Origin of the sequence: Bacteroides thetaiotaomicron VPI-5482 (assembly GCF_000011065.1) — a bacterium.
GTDB lineage: Bacteria > Bacteroidota > Bacteroidia > Bacteroidales > Bacteroidaceae > Bacteroides > Bacteroides thetaiotaomicron.
Map to the genome: position 1 here is coordinate 1,296,893 of NC_004663.1, position 25,683 is coordinate 1,322,575.

At 37.6% G+C, this 25,683-nt stretch carries 14 protein-coding genes; 2 read left to right on the top strand and 12 right to left on the bottom strand.

Translation table 11 applies throughout. The features are described from left to right. Positions 1 to 5 precede the first annotated feature (5 nt). The 12 genes from BT_RS05180 to BT_RS05235 form a co-directional block, all read right to left on the bottom strand. Positions 6 to 1,481 carry a DUF4992 family lipoprotein gene (locus BT_RS05180; RefSeq protein WP_008765818.1) on the bottom strand — a complete coding sequence of 492 codons (1,476 nt, stop codon included), beginning with the start codon at positions 1,479 to 1,481 and terminating at the stop codon, positions 6 to 8. 527 nt (positions 1,482 to 2,008) lie between these two features. After that, positions 2,009 to 2,902 (bottom strand): sugar phosphate isomerase/epimerase family protein, encoded by an 894-nt coding sequence (locus BT_RS05185; protein ID WP_011107584.1) that lies wholly within the window; start codon positions 2,900 to 2,902, stop codon positions 2,009 to 2,011. A gap of 299 nt (positions 2,903 to 3,201) precedes the next feature. Beyond that, positions 3,202 to 5,472, bottom strand: coding sequence for a GH92 family glycosyl hydrolase (locus BT_RS05190; RefSeq protein ID WP_011107585.1), 2,271 nt, complete (start codon positions 5,470 to 5,472; stop codon positions 3,202 to 3,204). A 7-nt stretch (positions 5,473 to 5,479) separates the two neighbouring features. Then, positions 5,480 to 6,448, bottom strand: coding sequence for a 1,4-beta-mannosyl-N-acetylglucosamine phosphorylase (locus BT_RS05195; protein ID WP_011107586.1), 969 nt, complete (start codon positions 6,446 to 6,448; stop codon positions 5,480 to 5,482). 52 nt (positions 6,449 to 6,500) lie between these two features. Further along, positions 6,501 to 7,832 carry an MFS transporter gene (locus tag BT_RS05200; protein WP_011107587.1) on the bottom strand — a complete coding sequence of 444 codons (1,332 nt, stop codon included), beginning with the start codon at positions 7,830 to 7,832 and terminating at the stop codon, positions 6,501 to 6,503. 98 nt (positions 7,833 to 7,930) lie between these two features. Beyond that, positions 7,931 to 10,135, bottom strand: a complete 2,205-nt coding sequence (locus BT_RS05205) for a DUF4838 domain-containing protein (protein ID WP_011107588.1) — start codon at positions 10,133 to 10,135, stop codon at positions 7,931 to 7,933. 166 nt (positions 10,136 to 10,301) lie between these two features. Beyond that, complete coding sequence (locus BT_RS05210; protein WP_008765824.1) at positions 10,302 to 11,651, bottom strand: BT_3987 domain-containing protein; 1,350 nt, start codon at positions 11,649 to 11,651, stop codon at positions 10,302 to 10,304. 16 nt (positions 11,652 to 11,667) lie between these two features. Beyond that, positions 11,668 to 12,882 (bottom strand): BT_3987 domain-containing protein, encoded by a 1,215-nt coding sequence (locus BT_RS05215; protein WP_225011813.1) that lies wholly within the window; start codon positions 12,880 to 12,882, stop codon positions 11,668 to 11,670. 16 nt (positions 12,883 to 12,898) lie between these two features. Next, positions 12,899 to 13,921: an endo-beta-N-acetylglucosaminidase family protein gene (locus tag BT_RS05220; RefSeq protein WP_008765826.1), complete on the bottom strand. Its 1,023-nt coding sequence runs from the start codon at positions 13,919 to 13,921 to the stop codon at positions 12,899 to 12,901. Between the two features lie 26 nt (positions 13,922 to 13,947). Then, positions 13,948 to 15,531, bottom strand: a complete 1,584-nt coding sequence (locus BT_RS05225) for a SusD/RagB family nutrient-binding outer membrane lipoprotein (RefSeq protein ID WP_011107590.1) — start codon at positions 15,529 to 15,531, stop codon at positions 13,948 to 13,950. An 8-nt stretch (positions 15,532 to 15,539) separates the two neighbouring features. After that, the gene (locus BT_RS05230) at positions 15,540 to 18,302 is read right to left on the bottom strand and encodes a SusC/RagA family TonB-linked outer membrane protein (protein WP_008765828.1); all 2,763 of its coding nucleotides are present in this window, start codon (positions 18,300 to 18,302) and stop codon (positions 15,540 to 15,542) included. Between the two features lie 800 nt (positions 18,303 to 19,102). Next, positions 19,103 to 20,344 (bottom strand): site-specific integrase, encoded by a 1,242-nt coding sequence (locus tag BT_RS05235; RefSeq protein WP_011107591.1) that lies wholly within the window; start codon positions 20,342 to 20,344, stop codon positions 19,103 to 19,105. A gap of 368 nt (positions 20,345 to 20,712) precedes the next feature. On the opposite strand from BT_RS05235, the gene BT_RS05240 reads away from it, so the two are divergent. Next, entirely contained in the window at positions 20,713 to 24,006 is a 3,294-nt protein-coding gene (locus BT_RS05240; protein ID WP_011107592.1) for a TonB-dependent receptor, read from the top strand. 20 nt (positions 24,007 to 24,026) lie between these two features. Next, positions 24,027 to 25,667 carry a SusD/RagB family nutrient-binding outer membrane lipoprotein gene (locus tag BT_RS05245; protein WP_011107593.1) on the top strand — a complete coding sequence of 547 codons (1,641 nt, stop codon included), beginning with the start codon at positions 24,027 to 24,029 and terminating at the stop codon, positions 25,665 to 25,667. Positions 25,668 to 25,683: the final 16 nt, after the last annotated feature.

Consider the following 25,683-nt stretch of genomic DNA (forward strand, 5'->3'; position numbering starts at 1 on the left):
TGTATTCATTCTGTTGTCGGAAGCCAACGTGGATCTCCACAACGATTCGCAATATGCTCCGAGCTACTCAAAGTAAAATCACCGTTAGCAGCATTCACAAACTTTGGCTCTACCTTAATAGCTGTTCCCGAATGGTCTCGTCCATTCTCATCACTAGTATCATAATCAAGGAATCCTCCCGGAACAGCACTATAATAATAAGTATTATATCCAAGTGTATAATTTACATTACCATAATTTCCCGCATTACAGATCCGTCTGAAAACACCTTCAGTTCCTGTGGCCGAACTTACGACACAGTCTGCAAAAATAGTATTCTGCATTTCCAAAAAGAACACAGCACTATTACTGTTTATTACATTATTAAAGAAACGATTGTTAGTGCCAATTTGATAGAACGTACAATTACTCATTTTCCGAAGCGATGTACTCCAGCCAGATCCGCTAAAGTTTGACGGAGTACGTCCTCTCATCTGAACAAAATAGGCAGATCCGGGAACCGTATAATAAATAGTACTGTTTGAAAAGCTCAAATCTTTGATCCAACCTTGACCGTTGAATGCTATAAATATAGTACTTGCTGTATTAATGCTAACCAAGCAATCAGTAATAGACAATGACGACAAAGCATAACCATTATTACAGTAATATAATGGTACGGGAAGATCTTTTATAGTACAAGATTGGAAAACATAAGGCTGCTGCACTATACCGGCTTCTGTGCTATTGAACATAACGACACCTCTACTATTAGAAGCACTGTAAGTATCAGCATCAAAATCAAAATCTATAAACTTAATTTTTAGACCAGCTCCGCGATTTATAAAAGAAGCATTTCTTTTCATTGTCAGTTTGGCATGATTTACTTTGTCGCCACGAATAGTCAATGTAGTCGTTCCTAAATCAATATTACCATCCATTTCATATACACCACCTGCCACTAATTCATAAGCTATTTCTTCTTCTCCTTCTGCAAGAGGCTCAATCGGATTTGCCGTAAAATATTCGGTCAGATTAGTTCCTGTTGGTATTGTTTCACGTACTCGAACCAATGTATTATAAGTCATTTCCGTAGCTGCAACAGCATCAGCGTTATTATACTTCTGATTTCCTAATGCTCTGACTGCAACCTTATATTTTGTATCTTCAGTAATATCACGCGTAATCGTACATTTATCTACGACTTCATTCTCTTCGCCTATAACAACTGGATTGTCAGGATCATCAATATTATAAAATGTCACTTGGTACCCACCGGCTCCTAGCACTACCGGCCATTTAATTTCCAGAGACGTAATATCTACGTTTCTGGTAAAAGTCCAACCTTCAGTCGACGGTGATTCCAAGGTTACCCCCTGAACTTCCGATGAGAAGGTCCAATCATCCTTGTATCCATCGACACAAGAACTAAAAAGAAGTATAGCTGCCGCAAATGCCAAACTATCCCTTTTTACTCGCAAGAATAAATGTTTACTCTTCATAGATTAAATTTTAATTTATATAAAATGATATATTACATCATCAGACATCTATTCACATAAATAAAAAGATACAACTAAAAGAATCGTAATCTCTTAAAAAGAATAAAAAATAGAATCTGAAGTTTTTTCTCTTAGTTTTATTAAACTATATCATAATTCCCCTCCCCATTATTGTTGAAAATTTTCTTTTAAATATTTTATATTCCAATCATCGTTCTTCTCCACATCTTCACATCGTTTTAACTTCCACTTTAACCGATTCATATAAAGGACGAATGGATAAGATCATTGTAATCCACCAAAATTCTGCTGATTGATACCATAACGGAAACAGTGAATTAAATAAAAAACAAAATGGTTACAAGCATCCGAAATAAAGGATGAGAAAGCATCAATATCTCTATAGGATTAGGATTTGATTCGCATAGTGAAAAAAAAGTCCGAACTTTTTTAAGTTCGGACTTTTAATATAGTAAGAGGACATATAATGTTTGAAGTCCCTCCTACCTATTATCTCAATTATTATATTACTCTTGAAATACCTTTTTCAGATATTCAATATTCGTTCCATAATTCTTCTTCACGTTCCTCACATCATCCTTGTCTCGTGAGCGTTCTACAACCAGCCAGCCCCTCCAGCCCATTTTGTCAAGCGTCTTTTTTACCTTATTCATATCCAGCCGCTCATTGAAAGGAAGAGTCACTCCATCCGTATCTGTACAGTGAATCTGGCAAATTCTATTTTTTCCAAGAATCTTGAGTTCCTTACATAGATCTCTTCCATTTTCTAATGCATTCTGAAATTTAAAATAGATCTTGATACCGGGAGAATTAATCTCTTTCAATAGTTTCACTTCTTCTCTTGCATCCAATTGAGTTTCAATGCCAATTACAACTCTTTCCGAAGCAGCCATATCCCCTACTTCCTTCAGCCGTTTTATTAAAGCTGTCCGAAGTTCCGGAGTTTCCTGCCAGCCTGCTTCCACTCCACCCAAAGGGAGAAAAGCGACCTTGGCACCCATTACTTTCATTGCATCCAGACAATCCCGAACTAATTCTTTATAATTAGCACGATCTAAAAAAGACTGTCCATAAAAACCGGACATAGCAATAGAAGGAACCTCTAAATTATAGTTCTGAGCTGTTTCACGAAATAGCTGCTGGAAATGGGGCTCACGCAATTTGTTATCGAACATTTCTCTTTTACCGAGACTACCCATATCCAACTCGACTCCATCTCCTTTCAACTCATGCACCAATTGGAACGAACCAATCTTCTGACGTTTCAATATCATCCAGTCACATACGGCGATCTTGTAACGTTGTTTTTTTTGTTTCGATGCAGCAACAGCCAGCATTGGAAAACATTCTGCTACGATTAATATCCAAAGGATATGTTGAAATAATTTCTTTCTATTCATCATCTTAATTATACGCTGATCGTATAAAAGACGGATGAAAGGAAACTTTGTAATCGGCTACATTCCAAATATTTAATACTAAAACGGAAAAGGGGATATTTATAAAAATAAGATAATGACACTATCCTAGGTAAATGGTGTCACTATACCACTGATATAGTGTCATTATCGCAGACATATAGTGACACTATCTTTTTGAAAGGATTATTCAGGTAAGATGTAAAAAAAATAGGCTGCCGAACCCTGAAAAGTCCGACAGCCTTGTCAACCCAAAAACGATACCTATGAAACACTGTGTGTTATTTCAAATCAAATATCAAGCGTTTACCATGAACAAGTTCATCGTGGGTAATGCGGTATTTATTGAACTTCTTACCATCCAATAACACCTTATTTATATAAAGAGTTTCCGATCCGGTACGATTACTCTCAATTACCAGCTCATTTTCCTTATACCATTTAGGATCCAAGCGGATCGTTACTTTATTAAATACCGGAGTAGTCAATGCATATTCCGGCAATCCCGGACAGTCGGGATAAAAACCTATCATATTGAAAATAGCCCATGCAGACATCGTACCTGTGTCATCATTTCCAGGGATACCGTCCGGTTTGGTCGTAAAGTACTTATCCAGCAGTCGCTGTGTCTCTTTCTGTGTACGCCATTCTTCACCTTTAAAGTAAGAGAACAGATGAGCGTAAGCAATATCCGGTTCGTTAGCCGGATCATATAGTCCTTCATCAAACACCATTTGCAGCTTATTGACAAAAGGTTTCTTTCCACCCATCAGTTTAGCCAATCCATATACATCATGTGGTACATAGAAAGTATAATTCCAAGAATTACCTTCGTGGAAACCGGGATTCGGTTCAAAGTTCTCTCCCTGCCTCGGATTGAACGGACTGTAGAAAGTTCCGTCCGGAAGAATAGGTCGGAATGTACCGAACTCCTTACTATAATAATGCTTATATCCCAAAGAGCGTTTATAGAACATTTCCGCATCTTTCTTCTTTCCTAAAGCATCCGCAAAACGGGAAAGGGCAAAGTCTGCGATATAATATTCCAGTGCATGAGATACGGAGTTATCATATTGTTCACGAAGCGGCACGTATCCTTTTGACATATAGTCATCATTGTCCGGACGCATCAGATTTTCCGCCCCGGGTAATGTAGCCGACTTGTACATAGCTTCATAAGCCAGATCTACGTCAAAGTCACGCAATCCTTTCATCCATGTATCCACAATCACTGGGATACTTGGATCACCTTCCATCGTAAGAGTCTCTCTTCCATACAATTCCCATTTAGGGAACCAACCATGTTCACGATACATATCGAGCATGGTACGTACCATTTCCATCTGACGTTCGGGATAAACCAAAGTCAAAAGCTGATGTACGTTACGATATGTATCCCACAAAGAGAATACAGTATATCGGGTACCTTTCGTTGTCAGAATCTGATCGCTCTCCATAGCCGGATATTCACCATTTACATCCTGCAGAACGTTCGGATGAATCAACAAATGATAAAGTGCCGTATAAAAAACTGTTTTCTGTGCATCCGTTCCTCCTTCTACAGTGATACGTGACAAGTCATCGTTCCACTGTGCACGGGCATCGGAAAGCACCTGTTCAAAGTTTTTTCCCGACTGTTCTTTATCCAGATTCAAACGGGCATTCTCTATGCTTACAAAGGAAACTCCCATCTGTACTTCGACCTGTTCTCCTTCTTCTGTTTCAAAAGTGAAGTAAGCGCCCACATCGTCACCTGCTATTTCTTTTCCATAGCGGGTATACAATTTATATTTGCCTTGGTCGCGATCCCATTCTGCTTCCACACCTGTCATCGGACGTTGCTTTTTCCAATATCCGGTTGTGGCGGGAACTTTGTTCACTCTCATCACAAAATAGATGGGAAATACAGCTTGGGGATTATAACAGAAAGTACCCAATAGTTTCATTCCCTCTATTTCGCTGTCACTTACACGACGAAGCATGGCTCCACTCTCATTGGTCAGGCCTTCGCCCAAATTCAGAAGTATATGACTCTCTCCTTTAGGAAAAGTGAAACGGGCAATACCTGTACGCGGAGTAGCAGAGACTTCTGTCTTTATATTATACTTCGTCAAATAATTGGAATAATAGCCGGGAGAAGCCTGTTCATCCTTATATTTGCTCCCATATTCCTTATAGTCTACATTCAGTTCTCCGGTAGTAGGCATCAGCAATAAAGAACCCAGTTCAGGACAACCGACACCACTCAGATTCACATGAGAATATCCTGTAAAGAAACAATTGGTATGTTCATAAGGCGTCGACCACCAACGTGCATCTTTATCGTATGTATTATCGGCAGAACCCATCACATTAAAAGGTACTACGGACATCATTCCATTCGGGCAAACAGCTCCGGGATTGGTGGTGCCGAAGTTTGTCGTTCCAATAAAAGGATCTACATAGTCTATCAACAGACTCTTTTCCTTATCCATAGGGGGGGCCTTACCCTCTCCCCCAAATACGGGGAGAAGGGTGAAAGCCAGTGTGCAAGTTAATAATATACGTCTCATATCCTTCTTAGATAATGCTCGTTCGTTTTGTAAAATCAATTATTTCCTGGATATAGCCGAAAGCCATTCCTACAACGGTATCTGCAGCTCCATAATAAACAGCTACACGCTCACCATCCTGCAATGCCGCACATGGGAATACCACATTGGGCACATCCCCTTGAAGTTCATAAGGTGCAGCCGGACCTATCAGATATTCACGGGTACGATAAAGTACCTTTTCGGGATGATCCTTATCGAGTATCGCCGAACCCATTGCATAACGGAAACCGTTGCAAGTAGTGATAACACCATGATAGAAAAGCAACCAGCCTTCATCAGTAAGGAAAGGTACCGAACCTGCACCAATCTTGGTACACTGCCAGGCACTTTCAGGGAAAGGAGTTACTTTCATGACACAACGGTGTTCACCCCAGTATTTCATATCCGGACTGTAGCTGATATAAATATCACCGAACGGTGTATGTCCATTGTCGCTGGGGCGACTTAACATAGCATATTTGCCATCTATCTTTTGCGGGAAAAGTACTCCATTACGATTGAAAGGCAGGAAAGCATTCTCGCATTGGAAGAAATCTACAAAATCAAATGTATAGGCAATACCGATAGTAGGTCCATGATAGCCGTTGCACCAAGTTACCCAATAACGGTCTTCAATCCACGTAACACGCGGGTCATATTTATATTCGGATTCAATCATTTCCGTGTTACCGGCTTTGAACTGAATCGGTTCATGACTAATATCCCAATGAATACCATCTTTACTGAATCCTGTGAAGATGTTCATCTGTACAGCTTTGTTGTCACAACGGAATACGCCGGCGAATCCATCTTTGAAAGGTACGACAGCACTGTTGAAAATACTATTGGATGAAGGAATATGATAGCGTCCGATGACCGGATTTTGCGAGTAACGCCACATTACATCTGTACATCCGACAGGACGTTCTTCCCAGGGAATTTGAATCTTATTCATAATAATTATTTATTTAGTAATTGGTTATCTATTATCACTCAAAAATAGCAATTTATTTTTTCTTTTTTGAATCATCATACGTAAAAGGTATAAAATAGGTCATCAAAAAAGCAGGAATTGTTGCGATCAGTACATAGATAAAGAAACTACGGTATCCCAGTAAATCACTAAAATAGCCGCTGATCATTCCCGGAAGCATAACTCCCAGATTCATGATTCCCGAAGCAAATGCATAATGTGACATCTGATGTTTGCCAGGAGCAATCTGCTGCATCATGAACAAGGTCAGTCCGACAAATCCGAAACCATAGCCGAAATACTCCATTGTGATACATGTTCCGATCAGATAAAGACTGGTCGGCTGGACTACAGCAAGGAAAGTATAAGCAAGGAAAGGAAGGTTGAACACGCAACAAAGCATGAATAAAGTTTTCTTCAATCCATATCTGGCAACAAATATTCCACCCAGCAATGAACCGATAACAAAGGCGGCAGAACCAAAGACGCCATTCAATGTTCCGATTTCTGTCAATGACAGCCCCAGACCTCCGACCTCTCTGGAGGCACGCAGAAACAAAGGAGCAACCTTCATTATAAATCCTTCCGCCAATCGGTAGAGAATAATGAAGAAGATATAATATACTATATGTTTTTTAGTAAAAAAGTTCCCAATCACATTTACCAAATCCTGCATGATTTCTGAGGTAGACTTCTTGCCGGTAGCGGGAACTTGTGTAGAAGGCAACATCTTTATATGATAAAGACCGAGCAATACCATTACTGCAGCAATTACGGCAAAAATAATCATCCATGCAGATGAATACGCACCCTTATTGGCATCTATCGAAGCTCCTTCTATCGCTCCGAAATATTCGGCCAGCATACCTGCCAAAGCAACTAATCCACCGTTGGCAACCAATTTTGCCACATTATAGAAAGCTCCCTGTACTCCAATATATTTAGCCTGATCCTCTTTATTCAGTTCTGCCATATATACACCATCGCAAGCGATATCATGTGTGGCTCCACTGAACGCAATCACCGCCATAGTGGAAATACTGATAGCAAAGAAATAATCAAAGAATAACGAAAAAGCTACTACTCCAAACAATATACCACTCAACAGTTCGGTTACCAGTACAAAAAACTTTTTGGTCCGATACATTTCAAGAAAAGGGCTCCATAAGAATTTGAGTGTCCAGGGCATCATGATAAGAGAAGTCCAAAACGTTATCTGAGTATCAGAAATACCCAAATCCTTAAACATGAATACGGAAACCAAATTGATGGCAATAAAGGGAAGTCCCATTGCAAAATAAGCGGTAGGTACCCAATAAATCGGGTTGATAGTTTTTCCTTGAGAAGCAGTTTTATTCTGTTGCATAGTTCAATAGTATATAGATGAAAGGGTCATTTTTCTGACCCATCTATATATAATACAACTAAGAAGGGCAAACTACTAACGCTTGCCCCTACTTTTTTTTATTTTATTGTTACTTCGTCGATAAAGAACCACGAAGGATGCCCTACACCATAATGCCATTCGGGACATTCTTTCGTACCGGTGACCTCAACTTTCACATAACGGGCATGCACTGGCATTTCCGATTCAGTCTTCACTCCGCGGAACTCCACTTTCCCCGAACGGTTTTCCGGCATATCATGTGCTCCCCAATGTGTATAATTCTCTCCATCTTCAGAATAGGAATAAACCACCTTCAGAGGGAAAAGAATCCAGGCTCCGATCTGATGCAGGAAATCCGTATCTATACTATGTATTTCTTTCTCTTTACCCAAATCTATAACAAAAGCACCGTCTGTTCCTTCCCAGCCAATCCAGCTTTCAACGAAAGTAGATCCTCCGAATAGTCCGTCCACTAATGCCGTTTTTCCGATTTCTGCATATTTACCGGTAGGAGGAATAAGATAAGTAACCTTCGCTCCTATCGCAACACTTTTTTCTGCACGGGGCATATATCTCTCCCGATACAACTGGCAATATTCCACAGGAGAATTGGAACGTTCATTCAATGTCGGTACATTAAATTCTTTCACCCGTTCTTCAAAAAGTGCCAATTTCGGACTGATCTCATTCATATCCGTACCAGTCTCAGTACGGGCAATTTCCAATTCCGAATACTGAATGGGCAAGCGGGCACGCTGCACACGCTTCAGGAATTTATTATCTTCAGCCACCGCTTTCTCTGCATCATCAAACAGTTGATTATAACGTCGCATCAGTTGTGGTTTCAGCATTCCGTATTTATGGGAAACAGGAGAATCATAAATCCACAATCTTTGTCCGCTGCCTATCAACGCTCCCTCCATCACCTTGATATACTGATAAAGGTATGGCGCAGCCTCTCCATAGTATCCATGCAGGAAATGCTGCATCAAAGAATCAACATTCGCTTCGGGGTTCCACATTAACTTAGATACCAGATAGGCACGTAACTCAGCGAAGTCTCCTCCCCTGCTTCCTGCAATCTGTGAGAAATGCATAGTGGCATGATTCTTTTTGAACAGACGGATATTATCCTGCAAGATATGAAAATTAGGGAACGGAGCCAGATAATTATCAAAATTAATACCATAATCCCACACGAAAATATTATTAGTGATGGCAGCCCAGCCTTCCATTGCTTTCACAAACTCTTTACCTGAGGCATTTTCCGTCAAAGTCACTTCACGGTCACAATCTATATCACAAAGCATGATATTCACATTCGGCAATGGCTTCACATGTTTCGGAGGATTCATCGTATACAGATAGGCAAGCGTGGAAAATTCCTTATCGGGAAAACGGGCAGCCAGCTTATTCAAAAAAGTAATGATACTTCCTGAGAGTGCTCCTTCATAATCATCTATCGCTTTGCAGGCATCACATGTACAATTGGTATAATTACCATCATTCTGACTCACAGACATAATATGCTTATCCGGATTTGCCTTAAAAATAGAATCAATCCGCTGAGCCACGATTTCAAAAACTTCCGGGTTACTCAGACACCATTGGCTTGCTTTCCCGGGATGGCGTTTGCCTTTAAAATAAGAATAATATTCCGGATGGTCTTTTCCATATACGGAAGCAGGAAGCAACTTATCAAAAGTATGCACCCAATAACCGGCAGCAAACACTTCGTTTGGCTCTTCCAGCCTGTTCCACCATTTATATATGGAGTCTGTACGAATAGCATAACATTGTGTCTGGCGGTAACGGAAAGCCGGATTATCTATTTTATCGATAAGCGGCAGTTCGATTGTCTTCGCAGGGTTAAAAGAGTATTCGTTTTCTCCCCAGTAATCCACTCCAAGATATTGTTCGAGTAAAGTTACAACTCCGTAGACTGTCCCATTCCCACTGCCTGAAATACGTAAGATTCCATCTTTCGTAGATAGGCTGAAACCGTCTTCTGTCACTCCAGCTGGGGTTTTGCTACTGATTATAATATCTCCTTTTTTTGCATTCTGCCCTTTTACAATGGGAAATGTACAACCTGAAATTCTCTGAAGGAACAATTGAAATAAATTTGCTGATATTTGATTAATCTGGTCATTTTCTGATAGAATAATCCTGGATTTAGTTTTTCCATTATCAACTAAAACGACTTGTGCTGTTGCAGGAATATAACAACATGCTCCCAACAAACAAAGCAGCTGAAAAATAATACGGCGAATGATTCTCATAGCATTTCCTTTAATTAGTTTTTAGATAATACAATCCAAAAATATAAGATACTCAAGAAAAAAATCAGTTCTAAGTTTTATTAACAAAGAAAACTTAGAACTGATCACAACATGATATAAACAGCAAATAGCCCAAGCTCATTCAGTAATAAACTTGGGCCATTTTTTATTCAGTTTCAGTATAAATACCTACAGTATTAATATAAGGAGAATAATAAAGAGCTCCATGGAAAGTTACTCTTATATATTGCGCTTGTTTAGCCACAAGAAGAAGAATGTAACTTGTCTTATTTGCAAATCCTGAAGCTACACCAAGATCCTCATATTTCTCTCCATCATTACTTATCGCTATACTTGCACTTTCCGAAGAATAAAACCATTCATAGAAATGTAAAGCAATAGTTTTTATATTCTCTTGTTTTCCCAAATCGATATCAAGTATGCTGCCATCCGGAACATAATCATACAAGTCGCTAGATTGTCCATTCAAAGTAAAACTCCAACCCGAATGGTCATTTATTACAGAACCTACCGGTTTGTCTACACAAGATAAAAATCCGACAAGTGCTGTTTTATAAACAATATATATAACTTTATTCTCGCCTATATCTGCTCCTACTCCATCAACATTCGTGATTGTCACTGGAATAACATAGTTAGTACCCAGCTGCACAGAAGCCATATCATCCGAAAAACTCAAGGCAACACTCTCTTCCGGAGTTGTTTTTCCTTGTTTAATCATTATTGTCGATTGCTTCAAACTTGCACTAGTCAGTAAAGAATAATCTGTGCCATGCAATGCATTATACGTTCCAACTAATGCCGGATTAATAGCAAGAGTAACTTTGGTGTCACCATCTGCGGCCCATGCCGATTTTAAGATACCGTCAAGCTTCCATTCACTGCTTAAATTTGTAAATCCTTGACTATACTGATACTCTAACAGATATTCTTTACTTGAAGTCAGTGTGACATGATTTGGTTTGTAAGTCGATTCAAATGTCAAGAATATCTTACTATTACTTTCACTCGCTGATACTCCTGTTCCATTAATAGAAGTTATAGCAATCGGGAGAATATAATTTTCCGATCCGTTCTTAAATTCTTCCATATTAGTATAATGCACTTTTAAAGTATCTACAGAGATATATTCCCCTTGTTTTATATACAAAGTTGCATTTTCCAGTTCTGCATTTTGTAAAGCTACATAGCTCGTTCCATATTCACTGTTGTATGCATCTACCAATGACCTGTCAATAGCTAATTGGATGGTCAAATCTTGTGGTGCAGGTTTAGTACACCTGACAGGAGACAAAATATGTTCGGTGGCGATTTCTTTCAAAAAAGTTCCGTCTCCTTTATACTCTAAAGTAGCATTTGTTTCACTTGGTTTATAAATATAGACATAATTGATATCATACGGATCTGTTGCTTCGTCATCGTCACATGCTGTGACTAATGGCAATGACATAGCAAAAAATGTACTGTATAATATATATTTAAATAATGCTTTCATATCATACTGTTTTAAATTATTGAGCAAATGAATATGTTTCCCATGTCACCTTTTGACGGTTTTCGTTACCTAGGTTAGAATTGCCAATTTCCACATCATGACCATTACCGGTTACATCGTGTAGTATTGTAGCTCCTTCACCTTCATTCATTGGCAGATACAACAACAAATTCTTGTCTGTATAATCAACTTCGGTATACATAGATTTCTTTATCTGATTAACTGTGCGTGTAACTTTCCAAAAACGAACCTGACACATTTCACAGAAATCCGGAAAATATTCTTCTCCTGAAGAAATCATCTGAAATTGATCAATATTCATCGGTTGTCCTATTGAAGAAGATAATGAGGCAACTACAGTACCATTTTGGTACAATAAAGTAGTACCGGATGCTGCATCATAACTCACTGCAAAATGATACCATTTTTGTGCTTCTAAACCTTTTCCCTTAGTTGGATCACCTGTATCAAATTGAGACCCCATCGTTTTTACTTGTAGGAAATTATTTTTATAGCTACCATTCTCGGAATAGATTAAGTCACCAAACCGTATATATAGTTCTGTCCCTAAACCTCCTGAGTTTATTATAGCCTGATTATTCTTAGTATATCCACCGTTCCCTGATTTAGAGGTGACTTTACTCCACCATTCCAATGTATAATTTGGCAAAGCTAACCCCCAAGCTCCTTCCGGGGCTGCATGCATACCATTATACCATGTTAATTTAGGAACAGCTTGTTTCAAAGGCTTCACAAGAACCAATAAAAAACTGGAAGAGGATTCCGACTTCTCAATACCTCCTTCCACATTCTTAATACTGATGGGAATTGCATATTGAGCACCGCCTTCAGCTTCAAAACTTTTAATATCAACATTCACAGGATCTGCACTTACAGAACCTGCTTCAATTGTCACTGATTCAGGAAATGATATATATTCTTTAGGAGGCATTTTATAATTAGTTTCATTCTTCTTATTATAAGCATCTAATACAGATTCGTCAATAAATAAATTAGCTTTTATTGTTTGATTAATAATATTCACCAAACGTACAGTTAACGAAGTACGCGTCGTACCCTCTGTCAATGTCAATTCTTTAGTTTTGGATGTAGACGCTTCATTTATATAGACTAAATTATCTATAACATCATACTTAGCATTTTCACATGCAGTATGGACCAGTGCCAGTACCCCAAATGCCATTATTTTAAGTAAAGATATTCTCTTCATTGTTTAACCCTTTCTTTTAGTTATTAATAGGAGGATTCTGTGCAGCAATAGCTGCACGCACTGTGGGATAATCAGGATTTCCAGGATAATCATACTCAATATGATAAGCCCCCATACCTGCATGTTCTATTCCACAAGCCGGATGATAGCTCTGTTGCTCGGTAAAGTAATGCTTATCCACTGCTCTTTCAAAAGTTGCAGTCACAATAGATTTCCCCATAGCTTCTTTAAAGACATTAGGGTGACTTCTACGTACAGCTTCAAAGAAAGAATCCAATCCAGAATGTCCTAGTTCATAGGTCTGCCAAGCTATATAATCAAGACTTAGAACTGTTTCCTCTGAAAGCACTTCATAAAAGCTCAACCAACCTGCACCACCAGGGATATCAGCAACCAACATTTTCCCCGTCTTATCAAACTCCTCACGTAAAGTCTTCATAAACGCATTGGGTACTGATGGCATACTGGAGTTCATTAAAGTCCCCCAATCCTCAATATCATAATCAAATCCATCGATATTATATTTGTTACATGTATCTACAATAGCAAGTGCATATTTCTTAGCAGCCTCAATGCAAGATTGCTCATCTTTAGGATCAAAGCCCCAAAACGCTTCCTTCACTGCATCATCGTTACCCCCCGGTGTGAGATTATCACCAATATCTCCTGCGCGCCAACAAAGCACTGCTCTGGAACCCTTAGCCTGAAAGTCTTTTAAATCAGCCTGTTGCTCAACCGTCAGATTTCCCCAACAGAGCCAAAGGCTCACAAAATCCGTACTGTCCGGTAATCCACATAAAGCATATTGCATGGAAGAACCTCCCTTACCTGCCCAGTTACCAAACCAGCCAAACATAATCTTATGTGGAGAGTTAAAATAATCCTTCAAATTATTTTCATAACCTTGCGTAGGAGGTTCATAATAATCTTTCGCCTCTATGTCGGTCCAATCACTACATGCGATATTTAAGAATCCCTGCGAAAAAAAGAGAGAAATTCCTATTCCGTATATTATTTTTTTCAATTTGCTCGTTTTCATAATAAAAATTATTTTAACGTTCTGATTTAATTTTTCTTAGCCCACCAAAGATCTGTGGCAGAGTTATCTGCACCACCTAACATTGATACAGCTGCTTTCACATTTGCATTATTCGTATTATATTCTGACTGAGGGAAAGGCAAACGACGCATACCACGCTGCACTGTCACCCCATCTGTATTCAGATTATTCACGATAGGGAATAGTTTAGGATAACCTGTACGACGAATGTCAGCCCACGTTTCCCAACCATTCGGAAAATTGGCAATCCACTTCTGAATCAAAATACGCTCCAAATTCTCTGTAACACTTGCTGATTCATTATATTTCGGAGTTACAGTTGACACTGCTGCTATATCCTTACCTGAATCCGAAGGATCACTGTAAGCAGCAGGAACCTTTTCACTTTTCAAATAATCGCCAATAGTAGCTTTACGTTCTTCCATAGACACTGTCACTCCTGCGTCATAAAGTTCTTTGGGAGTTCCTCCCATATTCCATTTATACATCAATGCAGCTTCTGCACGTAAAAAATAAGCTTCAGATGCAGACATAATGAGCAATTCATCATCTATACCAATATTCAGGCGGGAGAATTTTGTATAATTTGCCTGAGTTGTAGCACTTTGGTAAATACCATTTCGCACTCCTATTTGTCCTCCACCGATAGAAGCATCTGCTTCTGATGCATATTTAGCCAAACGAGGATCATTATAACCGCTTAAATATGAAGTGATATTAGCACTGATACGAATTTCATTCCATGAAGAAGTAACACGATAATATGGATTCATACCGTCATTATATTTACTATATGCAGCATCTGATGCAGATGTCATCACACCAATTACATCAGAAACAGCTTCTTCTGCTTTCTCCTTGGCAAGTGCTGGAGAAACACTAGAAATGCGCATTGCCATACGAAGCTTTAAAGAATTGGCAAATTTCACCCATTTGTTAAAATCTCCATTAAATACAAGATCGTATTCTGATAAAGAACTCATATCTTCATTACCTAACACTGCTACTTTAAAAGCGGAAATCGCTTCATCCAAATCATCAAACATGTGTTTATAAAGATCCTCCATATTGTCATATTCTACAGTAAAAGCAGTTCCTGTAATTTGAGAATAAGGAATCGGTCCATAACAATCACTAATTTTAAGTGAAGCTGCCACACGAAGAATCTGTGCCCATTGATAAGCCAATCCTTTGCCATCAGAAAGATCACGTATCTGGAAATATCCGGTATAAATCTGTGGCATAGTAGTATCAAACATATTTCCATACCACCCAACTCTTGGATTGTAAGTATAATAATTACCTCCATTACCCCATTGGGCGATACAAGTAATTTCTCCACCATATTCAGATCCAATCATCTGATCCAACATCTGTGAATTGTTCTGTTGTCCTTGTACTAATGCAGGAATCATGCTTTTAATCAATGATCCGGTGATTGCATTATCACCCAGCATTTGGTCAGGTTTAGGTCCAAAGGGATTTGTATTATACTCTTCAAATTTATCGGTACAACCTGTTCCTAGTGCTACTAACAAAGTATACACAGACAGTTTTGCAAACTTCTTTATTATCTTATTCTTTTTCATAATCTAAACTAGAATGTTAGTTTGACATTAAATCCGAGACTTCTCAAACTAGGTTGTTGAAAATAGTCAACCCCCTGATAGAAATTACTAGTGACAGAAGATGTACTTTCCGGATCATAAGGTGCTTTACAATAAATCATCCATAAATTCTTTCCTGTAAGCCCCAGTGTCATATTTACATGATTTTTGAACCATGTTTTAGGAAGTTGGTAGCTCAAGCTCAGTTCAGAAAGGCGAATATTCGTTGCACTATATGTATAATAAGTACCAACAGCAGTAGTTACTTTACTATAATATTCCTCAGCATCCACTTTACTGTCTCCAACCCATACACCGCCTGCCTGACGAGCAACTGCAGAACTTTCAGATACACCATATTTATCAATCATGGCTTGTGTATCCGATACAACTAATCCTCCAAAACGCCCGGTGAATGCAAATCCAAGATTCCATCCCTTCCAAGCAACACTACCATTCCATCCCAAATAATATTTAGGAAGAATAGAGCCAACCTTGCGGTATTCCGTATTTTCAATAGCCAAACTTCCATTAGAGGGGTCTTTCCAAATATATCCATTAGGAGACTGACGCAAACGCTGATTGATATAAATATCTCCCATTGATCCGTTTTCATAGAGTCTTAAAGTCGGACCACCACTAGTTCCCAATGTTCCTTTTGAGTAATACTCCATTTCGATAGCTTCGCCGGTTTCCGGATTGATGGCACCATTCGCTAAACTAACGATCTTGTTTTGATTAAGAGTGTAAGTGAAATTTGTAGATACCTTCACTTTATCAAATGTATCAGAATATCCTAAAGCCAGCTCAATACCCTGATTCTGAATATTACCAGTCTGCACAATATTATTCTTATATCCAGATGAAGCCGATGCATCAACATAGAATGTCTGATTGAAGGTATTAGAACGATAGAAGGTCATATCTAAATTAATACGGTTGCCAAGGAATTTAGCATTGACGCCTAGTTCCCATGATTTTGTATTTTCTGGTTTCAGATTAGTATTATAATGACTTGCAGGATATTCATATGTATTTGTTTGCTCATTATAAGTATATTGCATTTGGGTAAGGTATCGATTAGGGGAAGAAGCGACCTCCGCCCACGAACCACGAACTTTCAAATAAGAAATAGCTTTTGGTAGCTTTACAGATTCACTAACAAGCCATGACAGACCAACAGACGGATAAAAGTAGGAACCTTTGCTGGTAAAAGCTAATTGAGATGCCCAGTCATTACGCCCAGTGACAGTCAAATACAATTGATGATTCCATCCTAATTCTGCACTTGCAAAAACACTTTGTACTTGATCATGCCATTTTGATTCATTACGCTTGGAAGTATTGACATTAATATTGCCATAATGGAAGAAATTAGGAATTTGCTCCAATCCTCCCTTTAGATACATAGCATCTTCCTGAATATCATTAATAGAAGCACCAACAGTTGCATTCAATGAAAGTTTGTCATCAAAGAAATTCTTATTTATGCTAGCCATTACATCAGCATAAACAGACCGATCATTTTGTTTAGTATGTCCATAATAACCTTTAGAACTACTTTCTGTAAAAGTACCTCGTGTACTAGCATAATACTTTTCATAACTATCGCTATCTGAATTATCCACACGTACTCGCCCTGTTACATTCACCCAATCTGTTATATCCCATTTCAGACTAGCATTAAACATATAACGACGTTTAGAAAGCTCATTCTGCATTCGATTCATAATCCAATATGGGTTTTGCATATCCAAATCAGTACCAAATATAGATTCCGGCCAATATTGTACCATAAGGTTTCGAGCCTCACTATAGCGTTCATACATCTGTACTTCCTGAAAGTTTTCACCTCGTGGAAAAAGATAAAGAGATACCAAGGGATTAAAATATTGTCCACTACCTACCATATTCTTATTATTTTGAATAATATATTGAGCTCCCAAATCAAGACTCAACTTATTATCACAGAATTTAGCGGTATTACGAATAGAGAAATTATAGCGGTTATAAGCATTATTAGGTAAGATACCTGTAGAGTTTGTAGTAGAGACAGATGCGTAAGTTTGATTTTGTTCAGTACCAGTGGTCAACGTGAAACCATTCATCTCCGTCATTCCCGTATTGAAGAAGTCAGATGGATCAAAGTTGCTAGGAGTATCCATCAAGCTCCCCCAACTGCCTAACTCTCCTTCACGATTACCATAAATATTCTGAAACTTCGGCATCATCATCGGAGATGAAAAACTTGTACTATTACTATAAGAAATTTGCACTTTTCCTACAGTACCTTTTTTAGTAGTGATAAGAATAACTCCATTAGAAGCATCCGAACCATACAAGGCTGCAGCGGAAGGTCCTGTTAAAATTGTCATGCTCTCAATATCTTCAGGATTAATATCAGCTACGCTATTAGATCCTGGCTGTTTGTTCATCGTACCTCCAGCATTATCTCCTGAATTTACATTAAACATTGGAATACCATCAATAACATAAAGTGCATTATCATTTTTCTCCAAAGACTTTGTACCACGCATAACTACACGAGCCGCAGCCCCAGCACCGGCTGAAGAAGCATTTATTGTTACGCCAGCTACTTTTCCTGATAAAGCATTAATAAAGTTAGCATCCTTTATATTAGTCAATTCATCTCCCTTTACTTGCTGTACATTATAACTCAACGCTTTTTGTTCACGTTTGATACCCAACGCAGTAACTACTACTTCGTCCAAGGTTTGCGTGTCTTCACCCATTGTGACTTTTAGGGGTTGGGCGTTGGCAAGCGTGATTGATTGGGAGTAATGAATTTATAGCTGTTTTCATACTTCTTTATGTTCTATTTTTAAGAATAGCCAGGTAGTCAAAGTCTATGAAATCTAATAAATAGCAAAAAAATGTATAATTTATTGCAAGATTATGCGATGTGTTTGCATAAAACAATTGCTTAGTGCATAAAAATGCCATCTTCAATTCTATGAAAGAGCTTTAAAATATACGAACGGAGCAGTCGTTGGTTTAAAAGGAACGGCATTTTGGTTTTAAAGGAAACACCAGTTCCTTTAAAACCAAGATAAATATGGGCACTTTGAAAGAACTTTTTCTCTATTTGATTTAATTTTTCGCTTGATTCTGAAATGACAATATGATTCTATATATTGTTATTTATATTAAAACGCCTGTATTTTAAACGATTTAATAACCATATAATTATTAATAACGTTTATTTAAATCAAGCCGTTGAATACAAATCAAGAATAAAGGTTTTATTTCTAATTCTTATATAGTTTAGTGTAATATATTACATTCTAGACACATTAAATATGCATTTTTTTAAGAATGTGCTGATTTTACTGATTTCATGTTTTCTATTATTTATAAAATGCGACATTACAAGATATGATTAACCATATGGTTAATCATATCTTGTAATGATATTAGACACAATGAGATTTTTCTATAATTCATCATATTATCGTATACTCATTTATTTTATGCCTATGCAATAAACACAAAAAGTAGCGTTGTGCATACAATTTGCATGCACCATTCAAATTTACATTTTATTATCGAAATTAGTCAGTAGTCGAGCATTTCTAATCCTCTCTTCCTTTTCAAAACATGCTAAATAATTCTCAGTAACAGTTAAATTAGAGTGACCAAGACTTTCTGAAATATAAGACGTTTTGGCTCCACCACGTTTTAGTACTGTCGCAAATGAATGTCTTGCCGTATAAGTAGTCAGTTGAGCAATACCTGTACCTTGGGCTATTTTTTTTAATTTTCTATTACATTTAGTAACGATACGACGCACTAATTTGATCTTTTCAAAAGCATCTTCATTCCCTTTGGCATATTTAAAAATATAGGTTTGTGGGCTTATATTAGGGTTTCCCCACTTATGAATGATATCCCACATCTCAGGAGTTATAGTAGCACGTATTTCTTTACTATGTTTAGTAGTCCTGGATGTTTTGGAACGTATAAAACAGATTTCTCCATCTACAATATTTGAGTACTGGAGAAATAACAGATCCATAAAATTAATTCCATTACATAAATAAGAGAAGAACCATAAATCACGAAATTCCTCTAATTCATTGGTAGAATCCTGGAAAGACATGACTCTTTTTATCTCAGGAAGAGTGAGAGCCAGCTTTCGACCATGTCCTTCTGGTATTTCATATTTATTCTTTCCAAAAGGAAATGATGATTCTTTCAGTATTCCATCTCGTACTGCACGGTTTAATATGCACTTTAAGGTTCGAAAATAAATACTCACACTTGAATAGCTCTTACCGTTAGAAATCCAAAACCGCTCACAGTGCTTCAGCCACTCCACAGTAATTCTGTCTAATGGAATATTGGTACCACCAAAACATTCTAAACTCTTCAAAGCACTTCGATAATTTAAATATGTACTTGCCTGCTCATTATCCTCTAATTCCTTCATCTTTAATTCGAAAGCTGTACGCAGATTGATTTCTTTCGTATGCCTTCCAAGTCTGATACTCAATATTTCAAAACTAAATTCTCCTTTTTGGATAAGTTCGCTAACTTGTTGTTTTATAATAGAAAAACTACTTTCGATATCAGTCCTTACCTCCATTAATAACTGACTTTTTGCCTTTAACAATCTATCCCAGTCTTCTTTTGACAATTCTTTCCCCGTAGAATAATATTTCTGCTTTCTCCTAAATACGACTTGAACTTTAACTGGAAATAATCCATTAATTTTAGCCCTTCTGGTGTCTAATATGGTCAATACAGAAACTCCATCTTTTGAATATTTGAACATAAAATGATTCTTTATATCTATCTGTTATTTGAATATATGCAAATTGCATGCAAATGTAATAAATTGAATAGTTTTTCAGAACTACTTAATGCTCTATTTATCAAATGATTATGTATTTATTTTTCAAAAAAATGCTTAGTCTAACCATTTTTTACGAAAAAAAATCTTATTTTCGTTTAGTATGGTTGCAGTATCAAATGTATTACTGATGAATAAGCGCTTATGAAAAATCATTTTTAGTGTAACCTTTAAATTTATAAATATGAGAAACAGAGATACATAGATCCTTTGTATGAGTGGCGGTTATATTTATTACCCGCACATGTTTGTTAACTACCTAAAAACTATTTCTAATTAAAAAGAATAAGATGAAAGAAATTATAAAACACAAGTTTCCATACTTGTTATTTTTCCTTTTATTGTTTTCGAGTTTTGCCTCAGCTTATGGGCAGGAACGAATGATTACCCTTAATCTATCGAAGGTACCTCTAAATACTGCATTGAAAGAGATAGAGAAACAAACTTCAATGTCAGTAGTATACAACACAAATGACGTCGATATTAATCGTGTCATATCTATTAAAGTTTCTAAAGAGTCGCTGACTAACGTTATGGGTCAGCTGTTTAAAGGAACAAATATCAGTTATTCAATAGTCGATAAGCATATTGTACTTTCTACTAAGAAAGAAGTAGAACAACAGAAAAAAACACCAATCGTTGCAACGGGAACAGTAACAGATGCACAAGGTGAACCTTTAATTGGAGTTAGCATTCTGGTGAAAGGAACAGCTACTGGTGCGATTACTGATATGGATGGAAATTTCAAAATACAAGCTGCCAAAGGTGATGTGTTAGAAATCTCCTATATCGGTTATGCCTCCCAATCAATCACGCTTGCCAACGCCCAACCCCTAAAAGTCACAATGGGTGAAGACACGCAAACCTTGGACGAAGTAGTAGTTACTGCTTTGGGTATCAAACGTGAACAAAAAGCGTTGAGTTATAATGTGCAGAAAGTTAACAATGATGCTTTAACTTCCGTAAAGGATGCTAACTTCGTCAATAGTCTAAACGGAAAAGTGGCTGGTGTGAATATACAACGCAGTGCTTCCGGTGTAGGAGGTAGTACTCGTGTTACAATGCGTGGTAACAAATCTATTAGCGGAGATAACAATGTTCTATATGTAGTTGATGGTGTACCAATTGGTAATCAAGCTGACAGAACTGGCGACGGAACAGGATTCGGAAGCGGCAGAACTTCAGGTGAAGGTATCGCCAATTTCAATCCGGATGATATTGAAAGTGTGTCAGTATTGACTGGACCGTCTGCTGCAGCATTGTATGGAGCAAGTGCAGCAAATGGAGTAATCTTAATCAATACGAAGAAAGGCGAAGCTGGAAAAATGCGTATAGATGTATCTTCTTCAGTAGAGTTTATGACACCGCTCACAATGCCTAAATTCCAAAATAGATATGGAATATCAGGAAACTATTATTCGTGGGGAGATAAACTGGAAAATCAATCATCGTATGATCCTAAAGACTTCTTTGAATTAGGGGCAACCTTTAATAATTCATTTAATCTTTCAACCGGAAACGATAAGAATCAGACTTATTTTTCGATTGCTGCTGTAAATTCTGATGGTATTGTCCCCAATAACAAGTACCACCGTTACAATGTGACATTGAGAAATACTGCTAAATTCTTGAATGATAAGTTGACATTAGATGCATCTGCAAGTTATATACGTGAGTATTATAACAATATGATTTCTTATGGAACTTATTTTAATCCAATTGTTGGCGCATACTTATATCCGCGCGGTGAAGATTTTGAGAAAGAGAAGTATTTTGAACGCTATAATAGTGAACTCGGATATTCTCAACAGCAATGGAGTCCCGGAGATTTTGGCATGGATATACAAAATCCATATTGGATTGCCTATCGTAACATTCGTCCGGAAGTAAAAGACCGTTATATGTTATATGCCTCTTTAAAGTACGATATTACCAACTATTTGAATGTGGCAGGTCGTGTACGTTTAGATAATACCTATACTGAAAAGGAAGATAAACGTTATGCATCTACCATAAACACATATGCTAGTACAAACGGACGCTATACATACTCTAACGAGACGTTTCGACAGAAATATGCAGATATAATGGTAAACTTCGATAAACAGTTTGCTGAAATCTATCATGCTACGATCAATGCAGGAACTTCTTTCGAAGAATATGATACAAAAGGACGTGGATATGGAGGGCAGTTGCTATTAGTACCGAATAAATTTGTATATAGTAATATAGACCCGACGCAGAGCACCGCAAGTCAAACTGGTGGAGACAGCCGCAGGAGAAATTTTGCTGTATTTGCTTCTGCTGAGTTATCATGGAATTCGGCCTTATACCTAACCTTGACAGGGAGAGCCGATAAGCCTTCTCAATTGGTAAACAGTGATGATCCGTGGATTTTCTATCCTTCGGTTGGTTTGTCTGCCATCGTTACTGAACTGTTACCCAATAATATTAAAGAGAAATTAGAGCCAACTTTAGGTTTCCTGAAAGTCAGAGCTTCCTATACAGAGGTAGGTTCGCCGATCCCCTATACAGGGTTAACTCCTGGAACTCTCACTCACGAACTTGAAGGAGGAACCTTTAAACCTTTTAAATATTATCCGATTTCCAATCTGAAAGCTGAAAGAACTCGTTCTTATGAAGTAGGTCTTGATTCCAAATGGTTTAATAATACAATAACTTTCGGAGTTACGTATTATCATTCAAATACATATAATCAGTTACTGAAAGCTACATTGGGTAGTAATTTTGAATATATGTTTGTACAAGCCGGTAATGTTCAGAATAGAGGACTTGAATTAAGTTTAGGATTTGACAAGAAATTTGGTGATTTTAATTATAATACAACGTTCACTGCGACGACAAATAAAAATAAAATAATCCAATTGGCACGTGATGTCTTGAATCCGGTAACAAATACCTTGATAGATTTAACGGATATTCAGGTTGGGCGTTTCCGTTTGAGAGAAGGAGGAGAAATTGGTACTGTATATGCAAATGAATGGCTAAAAAGAGATGGTGATAATTATATAGACTATCAGCCAGGTCAGGCATTAACTACAGAAACCACCTCACCCTACAAGCTAGGTAGCGTGAACCCTAAATGGAATTTGGGATGGCAGCATGGATTTAGTTACAAAGGATTTAATCTTAACTTGTTGTTCACAGCTCGTATTGGAGGAATCGCAATATCTAAAACACAAGCTATGTTAGACAGATATGGAGTATCTGAAGCATCAGCAGATGCACGTGATGCAGGTGGTGTATCATTAGGATATTTCAAAGTTGATCCAAAAACTTATTATGATGCAGTTTCTAATTTGGATGCCTACTATACATACTCAGCAACTAATGTGAGATTGCAGGAAGCCAGACTGACTTATACTTTCCCCAATAAATGGTTTAAAGGAACTGTTAATAATTTGAGCTTGTCAGTATACGGTACTAATTTATGGATGATATACAATAAGGCCCCTTATGATCCTGAACTAACAGCTTCCACTGGTACTTTTGGTCAAGGATACGATTACTTTATGTTACCCAGCCAGTCTACTTATGGATTGAGTTTGAAATTTGGATTCTAAAATAAATAAAGGAATTGAATATGAAAAAATATATAATTCTGCTTTTGGCACTTTGTTCTATGTCAGCTTGTGATTATGAAGCTGTCAATACCAATCCTTACGGTGTCTCCGATGGGGAATTAGGTCCTCTTAAATATGGTGCCCGTTTCATGAATATGCAGCAAAGAGTGATCCCTATAGGTTCACCTAGTTTGACAACTGGACCTGGAAATGATTTACAAAATACTGATTTGATATCTTCCGGTAACTATATTGGTTATTTTGGCAATAATAATAATTGGGGATTTAATAATGAGGCTAATTGGAATTTTACAGATAGTAGAATGAATTATGCATATCAGAACTTTTACTCGCAAATCTTTTTGCCCTGGAATGAAATATATGAAATCGCTAAAGATTCGGATTCCCCATCAGAACAAGCTATATTGGAGATTGCTAATATTGTCAGAAATATAGCATGGTTGCGAGCTACAGACGTTTTCGGTCCTATTGCTTATAACTCAGCAGGTGATGGAAGTATTGCGCCAAAATTCGACAGCCAGGAAGTTGTTTACAGAAGCATGCTGGCTGATCTGTCAAAATCAGTAGAATTGCTGAATACAATATCTTATAGTGTGATGGCTCAGTACGATTTGATATACAATGGCAATGTTCAAAACTGGGTAAAACTGGCTAACTCATTAATGTTGAGAATAGCTGTCAGAGTACATTTTATAGATGAGACTTTGGCTAAAGAATATATTACGAAAGCATTAGATCCTAAAAATGGCGGTGTTATTGAAGATATTTCAAGTGAAGCAAAGATCAAAAGTTCTGATAAAATGCCATTGCTGAATTCAATGTTAGCATCTGTCAATGAATATAACGAAACAAGAATGGGCGCCACTATTTGGGGATATTTGGATGGATATAAAGACCCTAGGTTAAGTGCATATTTTACTGAAGGAACATATGGTTCTGGCAGTTGGGCGCAAACAGGTTATTTTCCGGTTGCACCGACGAATAGTAAATCTAAATCGGAAACCTCATATTCTGCAAAATTTGCATCGCGTCCGAAAGTAGATTCCAATTCTCCTTTATATTGGTTCAGAGCATCCGAAACTTATTTTCTGAAAGCAGAAGCTGCTCTATACAATTTGATAGGTGGTGACCCCAAAACGTTCTATGAACAAGGAATAAATATTTCATTTCAAGAGCAAGGAGTCAGTGGAGTTGCCACATACCTGTCAGGAACAGGTAAACCAACCGGACTCACTGGTAGTAATTACAAATATGGCACTTATAACCATGATTTAAGCATTGGAAATACTTCACCCAAATGGGATGATTACACAGGAAATTTGAGTAAGCAAGAAGAACAGTTACAGAAAATTATTACGCAAAAATATCTGGCACTATATCCGAACGCTGTGGAAGCCTGGACCGAATATCGCAGAACCGGTTTCCCATATTTAATGAAACCTATGGATGAAGCTGCTCCTGGAAGAATTGGCGCCTCAATAGAAGATTGCAGAGTTCCTGAACGCTTTAGATTTGCTCCTACAGCCTATAATTCCAATCCTAATATGGCTGAAATTCCAACATTGCTGGGAGGTGGAGATATAGGAGCTACTAAATTATGGTGGGTACGTTCAAACAGGCCCAAACAACCTAATCAGTAATAATGATATTCATTTT